Here is a 21,166-nt window from a genome sequence, read left to right on the forward strand (position 1 = left end):
GCAGATCCCTTTGGAGTGGGATCAGCTAGAAATCGCAGGAGCCCCGCACTGTACCCGTAGGGTCAGTGCCGGGAGGAATGCGCTTTGATGAAGTACAATGAACTTATGAGCCAAGTCCTGACCATATCCTGCAAGCTCAAGGTGTCCCCGTCGCAAGCCGCCAAATTGGACGCGACGATGGAGGCTTTTGGCCAAGCCTTGAACTGGGTCAACCAAAACACACCAGAAAAAGTAGTCAACGCAGTCAAACTCCAATCCCTTTGCTACTACGAGATTCGAGCCCGGTTTGGCTTGTCCAGTAACTTGGCTCAACAGGTGTGCAGACGGGTAGCGGGTTCCCGCAAAGTGGCTAAGCAGAAAAAGCGTCCCGTCAAGGAGTTTAAGAGCGGCTTTGTTACCTACGACGCCCGTATCTTTTCGTTCCGTCAAAAAGACTGGACGGTGTCGCTGACCACGGTGGAAGGGAGAGAACGCTTTGAACTGGCCATTGGCAACTACCAGCGTGGGATGCTGGCTGGTTCCAACCCCAAATCTGCCACCCTGGTCAAGCGCAAAGATGGCTCCTACTACATCCAGATTTGCGTAGAGAAAAAACCACCCAAGCAACAAGATACCGACAAGGTGATCGGGGTGGACTTGGGGAGGACAGATATTGCCCATACGTCAGAGGGGGACAACTGGAATGGACAGCAGTTGAACAGAGTCCGAGACCACTACTCCCGGTTGAGGGCGGTACTCCAACGCAAAGCCAGTAAGGGCACACGCAGTTCGCGGCGCAGATGCAGAGAACTGTTGCAACGGCTGTCTGGCAAGGAGAGGCGCTTTCAGGCGTGGGTCAATCATCGAATCTCCAAAGCTATTGTCTCTAGGGCAAAGACCACAAACAGCGCTATTGCCCTGGAAGACCTGACAGGGATCCGGGAAAGGGTCAATCAACAACCCCGCAGCAAAACCGAAAGGCGCAGGGCCAACAGTTGGGCGTTCTACCAGCTACGCCAGTTTCTGGAATACAAGGCGAGAGTTGCAGGGGTTTCTCTGGTTCTTGTGCCGCCTGCCTACACGTCGCAGACCTGTCACAAGTGTTTACACATCCATCCCGATCCTGCGCAATCCTATCGCAGTGGTAAGTCGTTCAAGTGTGGGCACTGTGGATGGGAAGGGGATGCGGATTTGAATGGTGCGAATGTGATTGCGCTCTTGGGGGCTGCCGTAAACCAGCCTGGAGGTTCGGGCCTGTTTTGTTCTCTGGTAGAGCAGAGCAGGCCCAGGGCTACTGAAAGCCCGCTCCGTACCGCTTAGCGGTCGGAGCCGGGTAGTTTACTCTCCGGTATCGGAAGAAACTTGGCAGTAGGATCCGCCCTGAACTACCTTTGTGGGGCTATCGGCCTTAGGGGAAGAAGCAAGAAGCATGTCTCAGAAAAGCCCATCCTTCTTAGAGAAACTGACTGACCTAACCCGCCAAATTGTTGACCGTGCCCGAGGCATCCCAGAAGCTTCTGAATCTCTCGAGAAGCCAGAAGCCTTTAAGTCTTTCTGGAATTCGGTGTCTCAGATACTACAGAAGGACCTCCTAGAGGCGCAGACAGAGTTGGGCCACTGCAACATCCTGGTCATTGGCAAAAGCGGGGTGGGCAAGAGCACCTTGGTCAATGCAGTGTTTAGAGATGAGCTGGCCCGTACCGGTGTTGGCAGCCCCGTCACCCGCCACATTCGTCAGTATTCCAAGCCAGGTTGCCCAATCACCATCTACGATACACCTGGCATGGAACTAGACGGTGAACAGAATCAGCAAGTTCGCCTGGAGGTTTCCCAGCTTATCGAGGAGCTGCGCTTTAAGGATCCTGAACATCACATCCATCTTGTTTGGTACTGCCTCCACCACGAACTGAAGCGGTTGGAGGAAGTTGAACGCAAATGGCTAAAGGAGTTGGAACTCAAAGACGTTCCCGTCATCTTGGTCTTAACCCAATGCTTGGAATATCCCAATCCTGAAGAGAGCGAGTTTTTCCGGTATTTGCAGCATCAAAATTTGCCTGTCCGCTACATTGTTCCCGTTTTGGCCCGCAACAAGGCGATTAACCGGCAAATTACCATTCCTGCCCACGGGCTGGAGCACCTAATTGGCTGCACGCTAGAGCTTTTGCCGGAAGTGGCTCGCCTTGCCTTTATCCGCCAGCAATTGCTGCGGGTGGATCTCAAAGCCGAGGCTGCCTTTAAGTACGTATCAGGCTATGTGGCCAGTGCAGCGTTTATCGGGGCAGTGCCCCTTCCCTTTGCAGATGCCCCTCTGTTGGTTACAGCCCAAGCAGGCATGATTGCCAATATCAGCTTTATTTTTGGCTTCGAGGCTTCCCCTTCTTTTTACTACTCTTTGATAGCCGCTTTGGCAGGCACTACAATTACAACAGCAATCGGGCGAACGATTGTGTCCAACTTGCTGAAGATGATTCCCGGCCCGGGGATTGTAGGCAGCGCTATCCAATCCACTACGGCAGCCACCCTCACTCTCTCTCTGGGCCTGGCCTATATCGAGCTGATGAAGGCCATCGCCCGCGCCAAAATCCAAGGGATCCAGCTATCTCCAGAAGAGATGAAAGATATCTTTATACGCGAGTACCAAAGTTATGTTGCCTCGGGATCCAAAACTCTGAAAGATGACTTTTCATCCTAGCTTTTGCGTAGGTACTGAATCTAGGGCAGGGGAAGGTCGTGGGGTCTCAAACCCAAAGGTGCCATCGACCAGGTAGAGGGGGCGGCCTTTCACTTCTTCAAAAACGCGGCCTAAATACTCGCCAATCACGCCCAAGCTGATCAGCTGGATCCCGCCCAAAAACAAGATCATCACCGCTAAAGAGGCATAGCCAGGTACATCGGAGCCAAAGAGCAAGGTGCGGATGATGAGAAAAAGGCCATACAAAAAGGCTGGAACCGAGATCGCCAACCCTATGTAGCTCCACACCCGCAACGGCCAAGAGCTAAAAGAGGTGATGCCTTCTATGGCTAGGTTCCACAGCCGCCAGTAGTTCCACTGGGTTTTGCCGCGAAAGCGGGGGGCGCGATCGTAAAAAATGGCCGTTTGCCGGTAGCCCACCCAGGCAAAGATCCCTTTCATAAAGCGGGTGCGCTCTCGCAGCTGTTTAACTGCCTCCACCACCTGCCGATCCAGCAGTCGAAAATCCCCCGTATTGCGCGGGATCCGCACCTGGCTGAGTTGATCAATCAACCAATAGAAGCCGTTGGCTGTAAAGCGTTTTAGCCAGCTCTCCCCGCGGCGGCTGCGACGCACTGCATAAACCACCTGATAGCCTTGCCGCCACTGCTGCAGCATCTCCGGGATCAGCTCCGGCGGATCTTGCAAGTCGGCATCGATGGGAACAACAGCTCGACCAGAGGCGTGATCGAGGCCGGCAGTAAGGGCGATCTCCTTGCCATAGCAACGGGAAAGGTTCACCACTTTGATACGGGGATCCCGACGATGGAAGGCAATGAGCTTTTCCAGCGTGTTGTCTTGGCTGCCATCGTTGACGCAGATAATCTCGTAGGGGATCCCCAGCGGCTCCAAGGTAAGTTGCAGGCGTTCGAACAGGTGTTCCAGGTTGTCCGCCTCATTTTTGCAGGGGACAACAACCGATAATTCAACCAACTCAACCGGGGGCTCAGACAACATCGAGAGGTGTCAGAATCGGGATCCCGTAGTTGGCCATCATTGTGCCATCAGGGGGTGGCCGACATCTCCGCCACAATCGAGCGCAGCTCGTCTTCCGAGATGCGGTAGACCTCGTTGCAGAATTGGCAAACCGCTTCTGCCCCCTTGTCGGTGTGGATCATATCGAGCAACTCGTCCCGCCCCAGCATGCGCAGGGCCCCCTTCACTCGGTCGGAATTGCACTTGCAGTAGAAGCGGATGGTGCGCATTTCCGGCGCAATTTTCAGATCCAAGTCGCCCAGGCAGATTTGCAACAGCTCCCGCAAGCCGCCGCCACCAGCCAACATCGGGCTAAATTCTTCCACTTTGGCCAAACGGGCTTCCATCTCTGGGATCAAACTGGCCGGCGCCCCTGGCATCAGCTGCAACAACACTCCGCCGGCGGCGCGTACCCGCTGTGAGTCGAGATTTACTCCCAGAAGGACTGCCGAGGGAATCTGCTCTGAGGAGGAGAGGTAGTAGGTGATGTCGTCTCCCACCTCTCCCGAAACCAGCTCCACCGCGCTGGTGTAAGGCTGGCCATACCCCAGATCCCGCAGCACATGGAGGTAGCCATAGCGCCCAACGGCTTGGCCCACATCCAACTTGCTCTCGGCAGTGAGAGGAAGCTCAATGGCGGGGTTGCTCACATACCCGCGTACCGTGCCATCCAAGCCGGCATCCACCCAGATGTTGCCCAAGGGGCCATTCCCTTTCAGTTGCAGGTTAATCCGCGCCTGGCGTCGCTTCAAGTTGGCCGCCAGCAACAGGGCTGCGCTCATGGCCCGCCCCAAGGCCACTGTCGCCACATAGGAGAGCTTGTGCCGCTCCCTTGCCTCTTGTACCGCCTGGGTGGCCACCAAGCCCACCACTCGGATTTTGCCTTCTGCCGCCGTGGCCCGGATGAGGTGATCCGGCAGAGATGAGGGCGTACCCTCAGAAATACCTTTCGCTCGCTTCAATCGTTCTGACCCAGAGGCATCCGTCATCGCAACCTCAACGCATGTCTTAAACCAAGCCTGCAGGGATCCCCTGGCGACTCAGCCTTCATTCTAAGTGAGTCTAAGTGAGATTGTAGCCCCTCTCTTGCCGGACTTTGGGGAGGGAACTGCCCTGTCGGGGCGGGAATGGGACTGTCCCTTTTCTGGGAGAGATTTTAAGAAGTGTGAAGATCTGAGATGGCAGACGGCAAGCATATCGGAAAATAACTTGCGGGTATGCTCGTCATACTCTTTAAAAAATCGACTTGAGGATGGATATCCATGAGTGTTGTTACGAAATCGATTGTGAACGCGGACGCGGAGGCCCGCTACCTCAGCCCGGGGGAACTGGATCGGATCAAGTCCTTTGTCACCTCGGGCGAGAAGCGGTTGCGCATTGCTCAAGTCTTAACCGAGTCTCGTGAGCGCATCGTCAAACAAGCTGCCGACCAGCTCTTCCAGAAGCGCCCTGACATTGTCTCTCCGGGGGGCAATGCCTACGGGGAAGAGATGACGGCGACTTGCCTGCGGGATATGGACTACTACCTGCGCCTGATCACTTACGGCATCATTGCCGGCGATGTCACCCCGATTGAAGAGATCGGCCTGGTGGGTGTCCGCGAGATGTACAACTCTTTGGGCACACCCATTCCGGCGGTGGCCGAGAGCATTCGTCAAATGAAGCAGGTGGCCATGGGTCTGCTCTCTCCTGACGATGCGGCTGAAGCCGGCTACTACTTCGACTTTGTGGTGGGGGCAATGAGCTAATCCCTCATTGTTTTTGCCGCACAACCCTTTGCTGTTCGTCGATTTGGATTTAGGAAGCTCATCATGCAAGACGCAATTACTGCTGTAATCAACAGCTACGATGTTCAAGGCAAGTATCTGGACAGCTCGGCCATGGAGAAGTTGAAAGCCTTCTTCGCCACAGGCGAGCTGCGGGTGCGGGCGGCTGCCACCATCGCGGCCAATGCCTCCACCATCGTCAAGGATGCTGCTGCCAAGGCGTTGCTGTACTCTGATCTCACCCGTCCTGGCGGCAACATGTACACCACCCGTCGCTATGCTGCCTGCATCCGCGACATGGACTACTACCTGCGCTACGCCACCTACGCCATGCTGGCCGGGGATCCCTCCATTCTGGACGAGCGGGTGCTGAACGGGCTCAAGGAGACCTACAATTCCCTGGGAGTACCCATTGGGGCAACCATCCAGGCCATCCAAGCCATGAAAGAGGTAACTGCCGCTCTGGTGGGTGCTGAGGCCGGCAAGGAAATGGGGGTGTACTTCGATTACATCTGCTCTGGCCTGAGCTAACTCCCGGCGTCATTGCCTCAGGGGAGGTGCATTCTTCAACGAGCACGGCGGGCGATTTGCCACAGGGATCTGGTGTGCTAGCTGAAGTACGCGAGCTTTCTGGGGTGAGTCGCCTGTTTTGCTGGTCAAGATAGCCCATTTTGTTGTTGAGCGGGGATCCCATATCATGCGCATGTTCAAGATCACGGCCTGTGTGCCCAGCCAAACCCGAATTCGCACCCAGCGGGAGCTGCAAAATACCTACTTCACCAAGCTGGTGCCCTATGAGAACTGGTTTCGGGAACAGCAGCGCATCCAGAAATCGGGTGGCCGCATCCTGAAGGTGGAGCTGGCCACGGGTAAGCCTGGGATGGACGTAGGACTGCTGTAGTTCCCCTATTCGTTCGTTGCTTTCCCTCGGATACTGAGAAATAGCCCTCTGCAGATCCGGTATGCCCAGCTCTGGAAGCTCTGTTCTTGGGGTTGGGGTAGCGGATCTGGCCGTTTTGTAGGGGTGGGGGTAGATGTTGCCTGATGTGCCGACCCGGTTGGAGCCAATCATCGCTGCCCACAACCTGAGCAAGGTTTACCCGGTGGCCGTCAAGGATCCCGGAGTGGTTGGCACCCTGCGCCACTTTTTTCGCCGCACCTATCGCCACATCCCGGCAGTGCAGTCCGTGAGCTTTCAAGTTCAGCCGGGGGAGATGGTGGGATTTTTGGGGCCCAACGGGGCGGGCAAGACCACTACCCTCAAGATGTTGACTGGTTTGATCTATCCGTCCGGCGGCACGGTGCAAGTGGTGGGTCATGTGCCTTACCGCCGGGAGCCGGCGTTTTTGCGGCAGATCACCCTGGTGATGGGGCAGAAGCAGCAGCTCATTTGGGATCTGCCGGCAATGGACTCTTTGCGCATCAACGCTGCCGTTTACGAGATCCCTGAGAAGGAGTTTCGGGAGCGGGTGGGGGAGCTGGCGGAGCTGCTCGACCTAGAAAGCAAGCTAAAGCAACCGGTGCGCAAGCTTTCCTTGGGGGAGCGGATGAAGGCGGAGCTGTTGGCGGCTCTGTTGCACCGCCCGCAGATCTTGTTTTTGGACGAGCCCACCTTGGGGTTGGATGTCAACGCCCAGGCCGGCGTGCGGCAATTTCTGCGGGATTACAACCGCCGCTACGGAGCAACGGTGCTGTTGACCAGCCATTACATGGCCGATATTACTGCGCTGTGCCAACGGGTGCTGGTCATCAACGCGGGGCAGCTCATGTACGATGGCGACCTCGAGGCATTGCTGGAGCGCTTTGCCCCCTACCGAGAGGTGAGGTTGAAATTGGCTCGCCCTTGCCCTGTTGCCCAACTGCAGCTCTATGGAGAGGTGCGCACGGACGGGGATCCGGGCAGCTGTGAGGCGCGGCTGTGGGTGCAGCGGGAGCAGCTCACCCAAACGGTGGCCAAGCTCTTGGCAGAGCTGGATGTGCTGGATCTAACGGTAACCGACCCGCCCATCGAGGAAGTGATCGGGCGGGTGTTTGCGGATGGGATCCCTTCGGCCAGCCCATAGGGTCATTTGCAACAGGGTTAGGTTGAGCGTGGGCTCCCTTCTTCCCCAAGAGGAGAGGGGCTGGGGGTGAGGGTCAGCAGCGAAGGATCCCAGCTTTGTTGGAAACGACTGGGATTCCCTAACCCTTCCCTCAGATCTTCTGGGCAGCAGCCTCGCGCTGGTCAGCCGTCGAGCGTGCCGCGTGCAGCGCAGAGTAGAGCTTGTTGAGGGCATTCATGTAGGCTTGGGCCGAAGCGACGATGATGTCGGTGTTGGCGGCATGGCCGGAAAAGATGCGGTCTTCGTGGCGCAGGCGGATGGTGACTTCCCCAATGGCGTCGATGCCGGCAGTAACCGATTGGACAGAAAACTCGATTAACTTGTTGGGGATATTGACAATGCGGTTGATGGCCTTGTACACCGCATCCACCGGGCCTGTGCCCACGGCAGCGTCCACCCGCTCTTCCCCTTCCGGGGTTACCAGGCGCACCGTGGCAGTGGGAGCCTCTCGATTGCCACACACCACTTGGACATGCTCCAGGCGGTAGAGTTCGGGCACCGGGCGAGTTTCGTCGTTAACAATCGCTTCCAGATCCAGGTCGGAGATTTCTTTTTTCTTGTCAGCCAGCTCTTTGAAGCGCAAGAAGGCCTTGTTCAGATCCTGCTCCGACAGCTCGAATCCCAGTTCTTTGAGGCGGGTGCGGAAGGCATTGCGGCCCGAGTGCTTGCCCAACACCAAGGTGCTCGATTGCAGGCCAATGGTCTGGGCGTCCATGATCTCGTAGGTCTGGCGGTTTTTCAGCATGCCGTCCTGGTGGATGCCGGATTCGTGGGCAAAGGCGTTGGAGCCGACGATAGCCTTGTTGGGCTGCACCAACATGCCGGTGAGGTTGGAGACGAGGCGCGAGGTGCGATAGATCTCCTGAGTTTTGATGTGGGTGAGGGGCTTCTCGGAGTCCACCGGCAGGCCGAAGTAGGGGTTGAAGTAGCTGCGCCGCACGTGCAGGGCCATCACCAACTCTTCCAGGGCTGTGTTGCCGGCCCGCTCACCAATGCCGTTGACCGTCACTTCCACCTGACGGGCGCCCTGCTTAATCGCTTCCAAGAAGTTGGCCACCGAGACGCCCAGATCGTCGTGGCCGTGCACAGAAAGGATCGCTTGCTTGATGTTGGGCACGTTCTCGCGGATGCCCTTGATCAGTTGGCCGAACTCCTCCGGCATGACGTAGCCGACGGTATCGGGGATGTTGATGGTTTTGGCCCCCGCCCGAATGGCCGCCTCGATGACCTGGTATAGGAACTCTGGGTCAGAGCGGGTGGCATCCATCATGGAAAACTCCACATCGTCCACGAAGGACTTGGCGTAGGCCACCATCTCTTCGGCAATTTGCAGCACCTCAGCGCGGGTTTTGCGCAACTGATACTTCAGGTGAATGTCGGAGGTGGAGATGAAGGTGTGGATGCGGGGCTTGGCAGCGGGCTTTAGGGCTGCAGCGGCGGCCTCAATGTCCGGCTTGAGGGCGCGGGCCAGGCTGCAAATCACGGGGCCATCGGGGGTTCCCACCTGCTCGGCCACCTTCTGCACGGCCTCAAAGTCACCAGGGCTGGCATAGGCAAATCCCGCTTCGATGATATCGACGCCCAGCCGGGCCAACTGCCGGGCAATGGCCAGCTTCTCTTCGGTGTTGAGGGTGGCGCCGGGGCACTGCTCCCCGTCTCGCAGGGTGGTGTCGAAAATGAGTACATGATCCAAAGCTTGGCCATCAAACCCGGCGACCGCGGCAGCATCCATAACGGTTACTGGGATAACGAAACACTACCTCATTATTCTGACATTAACTGGGACATTAACTGGCAGGGGTTCTAGCCTTGTTTGGGGAAGATTTGGGTGGGCTCTGTTGAGACGTCATTGGGCTTGGGTCTTGCAACCTTTCCCCTGGGATCCCCAGCGGCGGCAGGAGATGGGGGAAGGCAGATCCCGAAGGCGCAGGCGAGCAGTTGTTCATACTCTTTCTCATCCCTGAGAGGGCGTTCCCAGCGGCCTTCTGGGGTGGTCTCGATCCACTTAAAAGAGCCATTGGCGCGGGCGGTGAGGGTGACCCGTCCGGTCGGAGTGGCCAGGGTGCAAAGGCGCAGCCGGGTAAACATCGATTCTGGCGAAGTTTGGTGAAAGTGGCACATGGGCTCGAACTCCTGCAGGGAGCGTGGGATCCGATCCAGAAGAAATAGAGTTTTCCAGGTGCGATCCGGCTGTTCCTGCTGAATGAGCCAATAACGGCAAGCAGTGGGATCCCCTGGCCAAGGGGTGAGGCGGTAGCGTCCTTCAGCCTGGGCTTGAATCCCGGGATCCCCCAGCCGCAACGGCTCGCGAAAGGCCTCCCCATACCCCACATCTGCCAGCCAGGCTTCATCGCCGATGTTCACCTGCACAGCCAAGTGGTCGCACTCAGGTCCAAAGCGGACATCGGACTCCGTCGGAGTAGCGCGAACGGCGCGGCTCACCTGTCCTGAGAGCAGGTGTACCGAAAACCCCATTCCCTGCAAGGCAGCGGCCAGCAGGCTGTTCAGCTCAAAGCAAAAGCCGCCCCGCCGCTCTCGGACGATTTTTTGGAACAAGAAATCCCGCTCCAGGCGAATGGCACGACCCCGATGAATGTCCAGATTTTCAAACGGCACCCGCAGCAGGTGGGCTAGGTGGATCTGGCGGAGGGTTTGCAGGGTGGGCTGGGTGGGGCCAACGTAGCCAATCCGATCCAAGTAGGCCCTGATTTGGGAGGGGGTCAGTGGCTCTAGCATCAGCACAGAAACCGGTTGGCTGCCAAGCAAGCTTTTGGCCTACCCTAGCCTTGCCACGAATCCCCGGCCAGAGCCAGAAGAACAGTTCACTGGAATCTGAAAGACGGCATCTTTTCCCCGGAGCCGATTTTTCTGTGGCTGTAGGGATCCCTGATGAGTAGGAGATGGGCAGAGGATTCTGGTGGACGGCCAGGCCCAAGCTTGCCCAAGATGGTTTACAAGACCGTCCAAAGCAGGTGGGAGCGCTACCGATGGCTGCTGCCCAAAATTTGCCCTCCGATGAGCTTTTTCCCATCACGCTGAAGCTCTTTGCCGTCTATCAAGAAGTAATCGGACAAACCGAGATGCGCCTGCAGGTGAGCCCTGGTACCACCGTCGGGCAACTGTGCGATCAACTGATCCAGCGCTACCCCAGCTTGGCTCCTTGGCGCTCCCAAACGCGCTTCGGTCTCAACCTCAATTTTGTAGCTGCCGACACTCCCCTATCGGCGGGAGACGAAGTCGTCCTGATCCCTCCGGTCAGCGGGGGCTGAAAAGGAGCAAAAGGAGAATGCTACGATAGCGGCAAGAAAAAAAGAAGGCGAAGCGTTACATGGCAGAATACACTCGGTCGATTTCCTTTTATGGGCGGGAAATTGACATCAATATTGGGCTGATGGCCCCCCAGGCAGGGTGTGGGGTTTGGCTGACTTCGGGCGAAACCTCGATTTTGGTTACCGCCACACGGCAGCCAGGCCGGCCTGGCGTTGATTTTATGCCCTTATTGGTCGATTACGAAGAGCGCCTCTACGCAGCGGGGCGGATCCCAGGGGGATATCTGCGGCGAGAAGGCCGGCCACCGGAACGGGCCACTTTGATCTCTCGCTTAATAGACCGACCCATTCGTCCGTTGTTCCCGGAATGGCTGCGGGATGATGTGCAGGTGGTGGCCACCACCCTCTCGGTGGACGATACGGTGCCGCCCGATGTGTTGTGTATTTTGGGAGCCTCGTTGGCCATTCACGGCGCTCGCATCCCCTTCAATGGCCCCGTGGCGGCGGTGCGGGTGGGCTTGGTCAAGGATGAATTTATCCTCAACCCCACCTATGCCGAAATTGAGGCGGGCGATCTGGATCTGGTGGTGGCCGGCTGTGCCGATGGCGTGATCATGGTGGAAGCCGGGGCCAACCAACTGCCGGAAAAGGATGTGGTGGAGGCCATCGAGTTTGGTTTTGAGGCCATCCAGGAGCTGCTCAAAGCCCAACAGCAAGTCCTGGCGGATCTCAACATCACCCCGGTAGAGCTGCCCCCTCCCCCCAAAAACGAGGAGCTGATTGCCTTTGTAGAAGAGCAGGCTCAGGAGGGCATTCGCTCCATTCTCAGGCAGTTTTTGGACAAGACCAGCCGGGAACAGCAACTGGAGGAGCTCAAGGCCAAGCTGGAGGCCCAAATCCAGGAACGGCCAGAGGGGGATCCCTTGCGGCTCTATCTTCTGGAAAATCCCAAGGAGTTGGACAACCAGTTCAAGGCTCTGCTCAAGAAGCTGATGCGCCAGCAAATCCTGCAAGAGGGGGTGCGGGTGGATGGACGCAAGCTGGACGAGGTGCGACCGGTCTCTTGCCGGGTGGGTTTGATCCCAAGGGTTCACGGCAGTGCCTTGTTCAATCGCGGCCTCACCCAAGTCCTTTCCATCACTACCCTCGGCACCCCCGGCGATGCCCAGGAGCTGGACGACTTGCACCCGGTGGATGAGAAGCGCTACATGCACCACTACAATTTTCCGGGCTTTTCAGTGGGAGAAACGCGGCCTTCACGCTCCCCGGGGCGGCGGGAGATTGGTCATGGGGCGCTGGCGGAGCGGGCCTTGGTGCCGGTGCTGCCCAAGGAAGAGGAGTTTCCCTATGTGGTGAGGGTGGTCTCGGAAGTGCTCTCCTCCAACGGCTCCACCTCGATGGGATCCGTCTGTGGCTCCACTCTTTCCCTAATGGATGCTGGGGTGCCGATCAAAGCGCCGGTCAGCGGGGTGGCCATGGGCCTTATTAAGGAGGGGGATGAGGTGCGCATCCTCACCGACATCCAGGGGATCGAGGACTTTCTGGGCGACATGGACTTCAAGGTGGCCGGTACGCGGGCGGGGATCACCGCTCTGCAAATGGACATGAAAATCACCGGCATCACCGTTGACGTGGTGGAACAGGCCATCCGGCAAGCCAAGGCCGGACGCGAGTTCATCCTCGACAAGATGCTGGAGACCATTGCCGCGCCTCGACCCCAGTTGGCCAAAACGGCTCCCCGTCTGCTCACGTTCAAGGTGGATCCGGAGGACATCGGCAAGATCATCGGCCCCGGTGGCAAGACCGTGCGCGGCATCACCGAAGCGACAGGGGCCAAGGTGGACATCAGCGACGACGGCACAATCACCGTGTCTTCCTCGGTGGGCGGCCAGGCGGAGGCGGCGCGGGCGATGATCGAAAATCTGGTGCGGCGGGTGGAAGAGGGGCAGGTGTATTTGGGCAAGGTGACCCGCATCATCCCCATCGGCGCTTTTGTGGAGTTTTTGCCCGGCAAAGAGGGCATGATCCACATTTCGCAACTGGCGGAGTACCGCGTCGGCAGGGTGGAAGACGAGGTGGCTGTGGAAGATGAGGTGGTGGTCAAGGTGCGCAGCATCGATCACAAAGGCCGTATCAACCTCACTCGCCTCGGCATTAGCCCTGAGGAAGCAGCGCGGGTGCGCAACCATCACCACTGAGGCTGCGGTTTTCCCCCAGCAACGGGGGGGCCAGGGATCCCCTCGACAGCCGCCGGCAGCGGCCAAAATGGCAGAGAAAACTCCATCGCGACAGCGGTGCGGAGCGCTTTTTAGCTGGCTCGCGTCTGCACTGCCGTTCGTGTGGTCGCGTCAGCGGTGCAAAGCCCTTTGCAATATGCCGGATCCCGTCCCTCCCTTTCTCGTTGGCCAAGGCTATACTTCTCCAGCTCGACTGTCCCCCTCCCGGCGGCGGCTGGGCTGGGCGTTGGCTTGGGGCTTGGGTTGGGCTGCTCTGCTTAACCTTTCTGCTCAGCATCCTTTGTTGGTGCGGATGGAGAGCGACGCCCAGGAGTGGCTGTACGCTTGGCGTGGCCCTCAGCAGCCTTCTCCCGAGGTGGTGATCGTCGGCATTGATGGTCGTATAGGACTCGATCGCGACAGCGGTGCGGAGCACGTTCCCGCTAACGGGAACAGCGGACAGGGGGAAAGCAATGGCCGCACCAGTGGTGCAGAGCACCTTGGCCAACATCAAGTTGACTTCCTTCTGGAACGGGCCAACTACGCCGGCCTGACGTTGCGTCTACTGGAAGAAGCTGAGGCCAGGGTGGTGGTGCTAAACCTGCCCAGCAGCTTTGTGGTACCTCAAAACCTGGGCAACGAGAACTTAGATGCCCCTCTGCGTCAGGTGGTACAGCGCTACCCAGATCGCTTGGTCCTGGCCACCCGCAGCAGCGAGAGCTTTGGCCGCTCCGAGATTAACATCTACAACCATTTTCTGCCCTTCTCTTCTCTGCGGCTGGAGTACCTGGTGCCGCCAGAGCATGTGCAGGGGGTGGTGCAATATCGGGTGGATAGGGCCGGGATCCTGCGCCAGGCCCAGCTGCGGGGGCTCTACCTGCGCCGCGACAGCCAAGAGGAGCAGATGTTCGCCTCGGTCGAGGCTCTGGCTTTTGCCAAATACGACCCGGAGCGGGCTAGCCGCTGGTTTCGCGAGCGGGGGTTGCAGCCGATCCAATTCAACCCCCTCGGATCCCAGCACGGGATCCCCATTATCCCCATCGAACAGGTTTGCCCTCCAGCTGTTCTCCAGGCAGGATCCGGGTCTGTTGCCCCGATGATCAACCCCAGCCAAGCCTGCCGCGGCCAAGAAGGGATCCCTCCCCTCGATCCCGAAGTTGCCGACCAATTGCGGGACAAAATTGTCCTGGTGGGTTTTGTGGGCGGCTACCCCGAAACCTTCCCGGTGCGGACTGCGGATGGATCCCAGATTGCGGCGGTGGAGCTGCAGGCGCAAGTCCTCTCCAGCCTGCTCACCGGGGAGGTCTACCAATCCGTGCCGGGGGGGGTGGCGGTTGCGGTGGTCTCGCTGCTGGGAGTGGGAACGGGACTGCTTTTGGTGCTTTATCGTCCCCCCCTACGTTCGCGTCAGCGGTGCGGAGCACTTTTGAGCCCTTGGGGCTGGAAGCAACAGCAGTTTCTCCTGCGGCCTGTGGTGGGGCTTGCCGTTTACGAAGGGTGGGCTGTGGCCCAGTTTCTACTGGGGCGTTGGGTTTGGCCTCTCGTCTTGCCGGCCCTGGCCAGTGGGCTAACGGGGGTGAGCCTGCTGCTCACTTTGGTCATTGTGGAGAATCAAGAACGGCTCTTGGCCCAGCAACAGGAACTGGAGCGCCTGCGCCGAGCCGAACAGGAGGCCGCCATTGACCAGGCTCGCAAGCTGCTCTACCGAGTAGCCACCGACATTCACGATCGCGAGCTGCAGGAGCTGAAGGTGGTGATGGACAACTTGGAGAGCTTGCAATGGCAGCAGCACCAGGGAAAAGCTCCCGATCCCACCGTCTACGACCACCTGCTCGAGCAACTGGAGAGGATCGGACGCGGGATCCGGAATCAGCTCAACGATGTGCGCACCCTAGCCGCCAAGCTGCGCATCTCCCCCAGCTTGCGAGAGGGGTTGCATCGCGGCATCGAGATCTATCTGGACGAGCTGATCCAAGCGGGCAGCCTGACGCTGTCTGTGGAGCGCCAACTGCAACCTCTGCAGGAGCCCAACACCGGCGAGTGGTTTGATCAGCGAGAAGACATCTTGCGCTTCTTGCGAGAGGCCATCGGCAATGTCATCGCCCACGTGCAACCCCCCAAAGGCAATGCTTCCTTTGTCAGAGTGTCGCTGGCCCAAACGGAACGCCACTGCTGCCTTTCCGTGGTCAACGATGGTATCGAGTACGCTCCCGGCCTCAGCGGCGGCTACGGCAGCAAGGCCATGAACACCATCGCCCGCTATCTACCCAAGGGATCCTGGCATCGCACCCGCACCCCAGAAGGCCATACCCATGTCGAGCTGCACTGGGAGATGCCGCTCTGAAAGACCTACACAGCACTGAACAGAACAGATTTTTGCTCAGCGCTGTTGCTTTCTTCCTGCTTCAGCAACCCTTGACTAGCGGTAGGTTTTAGACCTACCACCCCGCCAGAGGAGTCTCCACAGGCGTTAGTTCCCCCAGAGCTTGGGGTACATTTCAAACGGTAGCTGGGGTCTAGAAACATAAACCTAACCACCCGCTCTCTGCACACTCGCACAACTGCCTAGCGCTTGCACATCAGGTTGTAGAGAACTGTGCAGCAAAGTGAGGACTCCGTCCCACTATCGCGAACAGTCAATCGGCGATTAGAGACAGCCCTCTTCCTAGGAAGCGTTCTTTGGCTTATCGGCCCAGGGACTGCAGCCAGCCAATCAGGGTGGTACCAGACAGAGCTTCAAACAGGATCAGGGCAACAAAGCCGATCATTGCCAAGCGCCCGTTCAAGCGCTCTGCATAGTCGGTGAAGCCCACGCGGGGGGTGCTATCCACATACATTTCTGGCTCAATGGCGTAGTTGTTCAGCCGACCGCCTTCTTCGACGACGACGGAGCGATATCGGGTCATAGGGTTCTCCTTGTGCTTTCTTCACCAGCGTAGCTCGCTTTGCATAGGATTGTAAAGTTTTATTTACAACGTTGTTGACGCCCAATGTTCCGAGCTGCCGGGCAGAGTTCAACCAGGCCAGGAACAGCCTGTAAGCAGGGTTGTGGCTCTTGTCCCAGTACAGGGGAGCTGATAATAGCAAGGGGACTGGAGGACAACTATGTCGGCGCTGGAGCGGTTAAATACGCTGCTGGATGGCCAGCCGGTGGCCAGCTTGGCGGTGCTGGAGCAGGGATCCCCGGCGGTGTCGTTGGTGCCTTTTGTGGTGCAGCGGGATCCCTTGCGCTTTGCCATTGTCATCAGCGATCTTTCTGGCCACACCCAGGCTTTGCGGGCAGATCCCCGGGCCGCGCTACTCATCCACGAGCCGCCCACCCCAGGGGATCCCCGCAGTAACCACGCCCTGTCGCGGGTGATGGTGAGCGGAGAAGCCCAGTTTCTCAGCCGCGAGGAGGCGCAGGCGCAGGGGTTTGAAGCCCTCTACCGCGCCAAGTACGAGATTGCCGAGATGATCCTAAGTTTGGCGGATTTTCACTTCTGTCAGATCGTCCCCAAAACTGGTAGCTTCATCCAGGGGTTTGGCCAGGCATTCCGGCTGAGCGGCCCCAACCTGGATCAACTGGAGCACCTTGGTCGGGCGTAGATTATGAGAATTCCAAGGGCAGCCCGCGCCATCCTTGAGCCCAGGGAAGCTCTTGCTGCGCCGCTTCCTAGCTCCCCTCTTCTGGGGGGAGAGAATGGAGTCCTTTCTCAGGTTTTCGGGTGGGATCCCGGATCCAGTCCAACAGCAGCGGGTTGACCAGCTCGGGGGCTTCATCCTGGGGGCAATGGCCAACCCCTGGCAACGGGATGAACCCCACCACGCAAGGAAACTCTGCCAGGGCCCGCCCCAGAGCAATGGGTTCCCAGGGATCCGCTTCCCCCCACAAGATCAAGACGGGACAGGTGAGCTGAGGCAAGAGATCTTCAGCCAAAGGCCCCTGAGAATAGCGCACAAAGGCCAAAAAGACCTCTGCCGCCCCCGGCTCCAAAGCGGGTTTGAGCAAAAGCTGGATCAGCTCCTCGGTAACCGCTTCTTTGCGCCCGTAGGCTTGGAGGAGGATATTGCGAATGGCCCTAGCCTGGGCCACCTGAGCAAAGAAGAAACGACCAAAGGGGGGCCACCCCAGCAGGGATTGCAGCAAAGGGGTAAACTGGCGGCGCAGCCAGGAGACCTGGCCCCGTTTCCGCTCGTGCAATAGCCGCAGCGAGGGATCCAACATCGCTACCCCTAAAACCTGGGCCGGATCCAGAACCGCCGCCTGCAAAGCCACGATGCCCCCAATCGAGTTGCCCACCAGGTAGGCCGGCTGGCCCATCACCTCCCGCACAAAATCGGCCACCAGGGATCCCCAGGTCTCGAAGGTGTAGGGCAAAGGGGATCCCGGCAGAGGCTTGGCGGATCCCCCAAACCCCAACAAATCAATCGCATACACCTGACAGTGCTGCCCCAGCTCCGGCAAATTTTTCCGCCAATGGTCGCTGCTGGCCCCAAAGCCATGGATGAGCAACACGGCTGGGCCTGTGGATCCCGACTGTTGGTAGCGAATGGGCTGGTCACGCCAGAGCCAGCGATGCTCTGTGTTCGCGTTGGCGCTGCATGGCAACATGGGGGTGCAGTGTAGGTTTGAGTCAGCGTTGCGATCCTAACCGTTCGCGACAGCGGGACAAAGTCCTTGTGATCGGGGCAACTGAGAGTACTGGCGGAGGGTGGCCCCCTTCCACCCGTTGGCGCACTTGAATCGAGGAACAAGGATCGGCCTTCCTCTGAGTTGGGTGATCCCAAGGGGCACCACCAAGCGGCTACAACATCCCATCTCAAGCTTCCGGGAGAAAGTGGGGAATACTGGCAGTTGAGGGTTTTGCGGTGGGTCGGCTTTGGTTTGGCTAGTTGGCCTCAGCTTGTTTGGTAGCGCTTTTTGCCTCTTCTGGGGACAGTTGTTGGTGGGCAAGTTGCTGTTGCCGCTGTGGGGGGGATCCCCCCTGGTGTGGAATACCTGCCTGGCCTTTTTTCAGGCCACCCTGCTGCTGGGCTACCTGTGGGCAGACCGGCTGGGGCGCGGGCTCAATCCCAGGATGGGGGTGCTAATCCACGGGATCTTGCTGCTGGTCGGGCTGAGGCTTCTGCCCTTTCAGCTGGGGATCCCCGGCCAACCGGAAGGATGGTGGCCCCCTCTCGCTCTGTTGGCAGACTTGACTTTGGGAGCTGGGGTGCCGCTGTTTCTCCTGTCGGCGACGACGCCGTTGCTGCAACGGGGGTTGGCGGCAAGAGGGGTCGCGGGGCAACGGGAGGCTTTGGATCCCTATTTTCTCTATGTGGCCAGCAATGCCGGCAGCTTGGGCGGGCTGCTGGGGTACCCGCTGTTGTTGGAGCCTCGTCTGTCTTTGGCTTGGCAAACTCTCCTGTGGACGGGATCCTACGCGCTGGTGGCAGCCCTGGTGCTGCTAAGCGGGGTGGGTCTGCTGCTCAGTCGCAACAGCGTTGCGGAGCAACAAGAACGTGGGGCGGATTCCCAGGGATCCGGCGCTGCTCCGGGGGATTTGACTGTTTCCTGGCGAGAGCGTTGGCGCTGGGCGGGGCTGGCTTTTTTGCCGGCGGGCCTGTTGGTGGCGGTCACCACTTTGTTGACCACCGACGTGGCGGCGGTGCCCCTGTTGTGGGCCATCCCCCTGGGGATCTATCTGCTGACATTCATGCTGGCTTTCGGGGGGATCCACCCAAATAAGGGGGTTTTGGGAACGACAGCTCTTCTGGCCTGCGGGGCGGTGGGGACACAGGTCTTGGGCTGGGTGAGGCCGGGTTTTTTGCTTTTGCCGCTGCATCTGACCACCTTTGGGCTGGTGAGCTGGGGCTGCCACAGCCGGTTGGCTTGCCGTCGCCCGCCGGTGGAGCAGTTGACGCAGTTTTACCTGTGGCTGGCTTTGGGGGGGAGCTTAGGGGGAATGTTCTCTGCCCTCTTGGCACCGCAGGTGTTTGAGACAGTGCTGGAATATCCCCTGTTGCTGGGGATGTCGCTGGCCGTGCTGGGGGCGCAGGGGGGGCGGGTGGGCCTGTGGCTGGGGCTGGGGCTGCTCCTGCCTTTGCTGCTGTTGCACTTTCAACCGCAGGCGTTGCTGCAGGTGGGCGCTGGGGTGGGTTTGGCGTTGGGCTGGGCGGTGCTGGCGCTGTTGGTGTCAGGGGAGAGCCGTTCACAGCAGCAGAGCGGAGCCCCTGGCTGGCAGGCCAAGGTCGGTTGGGTGGGAGCAATGGCGGGGTTGGTTGTGCTGCTGGGGCAACCCTGGCTGCAGCCGGGACTGCAGGTGATCCACAGCGAGCGCAGCGCCTTCGGCCTCAACCGGATCGTGGAATACCAAACTGAGCAGGGATCCTTTCGTGGCCTTCTGCACGGCACCACCCTACACGGCAGCCAAAACTTGGACCCGGAAAAAGCGCTGGAGCCGCTGACCTATTTTTCTCGGTCTGGGCCGGTTGGGCAGGTGTTTGCGGCGTTCAGAGCCCAGACTGTGGATCCCACGCCCGCCATTGCGGTGTTGGGGCTGGGGATCGGCACGTTGGCCGCCTATGCCGAGCCAGGGGATGAGTGGACGTTTTTCGAGTTGGATCCCACCGTGGTCGATTGGGCGAGCCGCTATTTTTCCTATCTCCGGTGGGCCCAGACGCGGGCGCGGGTGCAGGTCATCCTCGGTGATGCCCGGCTCAGCCTCAAGGGGATCCCAGAGGGCAGCTATGACCTGATGGTGATGGACGCCTTCAGCTCTGACGCAGTGCCGGTGCATTTGCTCACGCAAGAGGCTTTGGCCCTCTACCTGAGCAAGCTCAAGCCCCACGGCTGGCTGCTCTTCAACATCACCAACCGCCACCTCGACCTGGCCCCGCTGTTGGCTGGCCTGGCCGGATCCCTGCAGCTTCACGCTTGGCACCAAGACCACCGGGATCTCTCCCCTGAGCAACGCCAGGCGGGGCTGGCTCCTTCCCATTGGGTGCTGTTATCGCCGCGCGACGCTTCGACGACCGCCTCAGCAGGGCGGAGCCCTTTGGCCCAAAACTCTGGAGTCCTGCAGGAACTGGATCCCTGGCAGCCCCTTTTGCCCCAGGCCGGGGATCCCGTCTGGCGGGATGACTTTTCCAACCTGCTGCAGGTGATCCGTTGGCCCCGGATCCCTTTGCTAAAGGGTATCCAGATCCCCAGTTTTGGATAGGAATCCGGCTGTTATCGCTTATGCAACGCTTCGGCGAATGCATTAGGGTTGGGGAGCAGAAAAGTTAAAGAAATCTTTACAACTCGGAGTTGGTATGAGTTATGATTGTTTGCAACGTAACTAATGTCTGCTCAGGAACCCGGCTCATGTCTCCTCTGCAAGCCCTTACTGTCGATCCTCAAACCACCATGGCTGAAGCCTCTGAGGCCCGTTTCGTGGCAATCGGGGGCAGCCTGCGGCCCAATTCCTTAACGTACCAGGCGCTGGAGGTGGCGCGGCGCGAGTTTGAGAAGTTGGGGATCCCGTTGCACATCCTCGATCTGCGGCAGATGAAGTTGCCCTTTGTGGATGGCTCGGAGTCCTATGCGGATTATCCCGATGTGGCAGTCCTAAGAGCAACCATGAAGCGGGCGGATGGGATCATCCTAGCCAGCCCGGAGTACCACGGCGGCATCAGCGGCAGCCTGAAAAATGCACTGGATCTGTTGAGTTTTGAGCAACTGGAGGGCAAGGTCTTCGGGTTAATCAGCGTTTTGGGCGGCGAGAGCAACAGCAATACCCTGAACCAGATGCGCTTGATTGTGCGTTGGGTGCATGGCTGGGTGATCCCAGAGCAAATCGCCATCGGTCGGGCTTGGAACGCTTTTGACGAGCAAGGCAATCTCAAAGATGAGAAGCTAAAACAGCGCTTTCAACACTTTGTCCAGAGCTTGGTGACCCATACTCACAAGCTGCGAGGGATCCCAGTTGTGAAGCCTTCCTGAAATTACAGTCATTCCAAACTAGATTGAGACACTCTCCAAGCGTTCCGCGACCAACCCCAGGGAAGTTAGGAAGCCATGAAGGACGGCTGCAGACAGACTACACTGGGGCTGGGTGAGAGATGAAAACCAAATCTTTCACTGCGTCGAGGATGGGGCGAACGCCCGACGTCGAGAATCCCT

Annotated in this window: 18 protein-coding genes; 12 read left to right on the forward strand and 6 right to left on the reverse strand. The window is 58.9% G+C overall.

What is annotated here, in order from left to right:
- Positions 1–105 precede the first annotated feature (105 nt).
- Both ACVWY8_RS11545 and ACVWY8_RS11550 read left to right on the forward strand, forming a co-directional pair.
- Positions 106–1,299: an RNA-guided endonuclease InsQ/TnpB family protein gene (locus ACVWY8_RS11545; RefSeq protein WP_457395078.1), complete on the forward strand. Its 1,194-nt coding sequence runs from the start codon at positions 106–108 to the stop codon at positions 1,297–1,299.
- Between the two features lie 109 nt (positions 1,300–1,408).
- Positions 1,409–2,671, forward strand: a complete 1,263-nt coding sequence (locus ACVWY8_RS11550) for a YcjF family protein (protein WP_457396359.1) — start codon at positions 1,409–1,411, stop codon at positions 2,669–2,671.
- Here the strand turns inward: ACVWY8_RS11550 and ACVWY8_RS11555 are convergent.
- Both ACVWY8_RS11555 and hslO read right to left on the reverse strand, forming a co-directional pair.
- Complete coding sequence (locus ACVWY8_RS11555) at positions 2,663–3,667, reverse strand: glycosyltransferase family 2 protein (RefSeq protein WP_414349686.1); 1,005 nt, start codon at positions 3,665–3,667, stop codon at positions 2,663–2,665. The two genes, ACVWY8_RS11550 and ACVWY8_RS11555, sit on opposite strands and share 9 nt — an antisense overlap.
- 47 nt (positions 3,668–3,714) lie before the next feature.
- Positions 3,715–4,605, reverse strand: coding sequence for an Hsp33 family molecular chaperone HslO (gene hslO / locus ACVWY8_RS11560; RefSeq protein WP_414328989.1), 891 nt, complete (start codon positions 4,603–4,605; stop codon positions 3,715–3,717).
- Between the two features lie 342 nt (positions 4,606–4,947).
- Between hslO and ACVWY8_RS11565 the strand changes: the two genes are divergently transcribed.
- The 4 genes from ACVWY8_RS11565 to ACVWY8_RS11580 all read left to right on the forward strand — a co-directional run bounded on the left by ACVWY8_RS11565 (position 4,948) and on the right by ACVWY8_RS11580 (position 7,514).
- The gene (locus ACVWY8_RS11565; protein WP_011433053.1) at positions 4,948–5,433 is read left to right on the forward strand and encodes a globin family protein; all 486 of its coding nucleotides are present in this window, start codon (positions 4,948–4,950) and stop codon (positions 5,431–5,433) included.
- Positions 5,434–5,496: 63 nt separating this feature from the next.
- The gene (gene apcB / locus ACVWY8_RS11570; protein ID WP_011433054.1) at positions 5,497–5,982 is read left to right on the forward strand and encodes an allophycocyanin subunit beta; all 486 of its coding nucleotides are present in this window, start codon (positions 5,497–5,499) and stop codon (positions 5,980–5,982) included.
- A 166-nt stretch (positions 5,983–6,148) separates the two neighbouring features.
- Positions 6,149–6,352: a phycobilisome linker polypeptide gene (locus tag ACVWY8_RS11575; protein WP_011433055.1), complete on the forward strand. Its 204-nt coding sequence runs from the start codon at positions 6,149–6,151 to the stop codon at positions 6,350–6,352.
- A 133-nt stretch (positions 6,353–6,485) separates the two neighbouring features.
- Positions 6,486–7,514 carry an ABC transporter ATP-binding protein gene (locus ACVWY8_RS11580; protein ID WP_011433056.1) on the forward strand — a complete coding sequence of 343 codons (1,029 nt, stop codon included), beginning with the start codon at positions 6,486–6,488 and terminating at the stop codon, positions 7,512–7,514.
- A gap of 130 nt (positions 7,515–7,644) precedes the next feature.
- Here the strand turns inward: ACVWY8_RS11580 and ACVWY8_RS11585 are convergent, their stop codons facing one another.
- Positions 7,645–9,285 carry a 2-isopropylmalate synthase gene (locus ACVWY8_RS11585; protein ID WP_457387587.1) on the reverse strand — a complete coding sequence of 547 codons (1,641 nt, stop codon included), beginning with the start codon at positions 9,283–9,285 and terminating at the stop codon, positions 7,645–7,647.
- A gap of 71 nt (positions 9,286–9,356) precedes the next feature.
- Positions 9,357–10,289, reverse strand: coding sequence for an arylamine N-acetyltransferase family protein (locus ACVWY8_RS11590; RefSeq protein WP_457395044.1), 933 nt, complete (start codon positions 10,287–10,289; stop codon positions 9,357–9,359).
- Between the two features lie 251 nt (positions 10,290–10,540).
- Between ACVWY8_RS11590 and ACVWY8_RS11595 the strand changes: the two genes are divergently transcribed.
- The 3 genes from ACVWY8_RS11595 to ACVWY8_RS11605 all read left to right on the forward strand — a co-directional run bounded on the left by ACVWY8_RS11595 (position 10,541) and on the right by ACVWY8_RS11605 (position 15,382).
- Positions 10,541–10,822, forward strand: coding sequence for a MoaD/ThiS family protein (locus ACVWY8_RS11595; protein ID WP_414357275.1), 282 nt, complete (start codon positions 10,541–10,543; stop codon positions 10,820–10,822).
- A gap of 59 nt (positions 10,823–10,881) precedes the next feature.
- A complete protein-coding gene (locus ACVWY8_RS11600) occupies positions 10,882–13,020 on the forward strand; it encodes a polyribonucleotide nucleotidyltransferase (RefSeq protein WP_011433060.1) in 2,139 nt (712 codons plus the stop codon).
- A gap of 175 nt (positions 13,021–13,195) precedes the next feature.
- The gene (locus ACVWY8_RS11605) at positions 13,196–15,382 is read left to right on the forward strand and encodes a CHASE2 domain-containing protein (RefSeq protein WP_457397123.1); all 2,187 of its coding nucleotides are present in this window, start codon (positions 13,196–13,198) and stop codon (positions 15,380–15,382) included.
- Between the two features lie 340 nt (positions 15,383–15,722).
- Here the strand turns inward: ACVWY8_RS11605 and ACVWY8_RS11610 are convergent, their stop codons facing one another.
- Positions 15,723–15,944: a high light inducible protein gene (locus ACVWY8_RS11610; protein ID WP_011433062.1), complete on the reverse strand. Its 222-nt coding sequence runs from the start codon at positions 15,942–15,944 to the stop codon at positions 15,723–15,725.
- Between the two features lie 199 nt (positions 15,945–16,143).
- Here ACVWY8_RS11610 and ACVWY8_RS11615 point away from each other — a divergent pair, with 199 nt between their 5' ends.
- Entirely contained in the window at positions 16,144–16,626 is a 483-nt protein-coding gene (locus ACVWY8_RS11615; RefSeq protein WP_457395049.1) for a pyridoxamine 5'-phosphate oxidase family protein, read from the forward strand.
- A 67-nt stretch (positions 16,627–16,693) separates the two neighbouring features.
- Here the strand turns inward: ACVWY8_RS11615 and ACVWY8_RS11620 are convergent, their stop codons facing one another.
- A complete protein-coding gene (locus tag ACVWY8_RS11620) occupies positions 16,694–17,632 on the reverse strand; it encodes an alpha/beta fold hydrolase (protein ID WP_457395052.1) in 939 nt (312 codons plus the stop codon).
- Between the two features lie 268 nt (positions 17,633–17,900).
- Between ACVWY8_RS11620 and ACVWY8_RS11625 the strand changes: the two genes are divergently transcribed.
- Positions 17,901–20,222, forward strand: a complete 2,322-nt coding sequence (locus ACVWY8_RS11625; RefSeq protein ID WP_457395054.1) for a spermidine synthase — start codon at positions 17,901–17,903, stop codon at positions 20,220–20,222.
- A gap of 188 nt (positions 20,223–20,410) precedes the next feature.
- Entirely contained in the window at positions 20,411–20,986 is a 576-nt protein-coding gene (locus ACVWY8_RS11630; protein WP_457395057.1) for an NADPH-dependent FMN reductase, read from the forward strand.
- Positions 20,987–21,166 lie beyond the last annotated feature (180 nt).

This window comes from Thermostichus sp. OS-CIW-32, assembly GCF_054060415.1.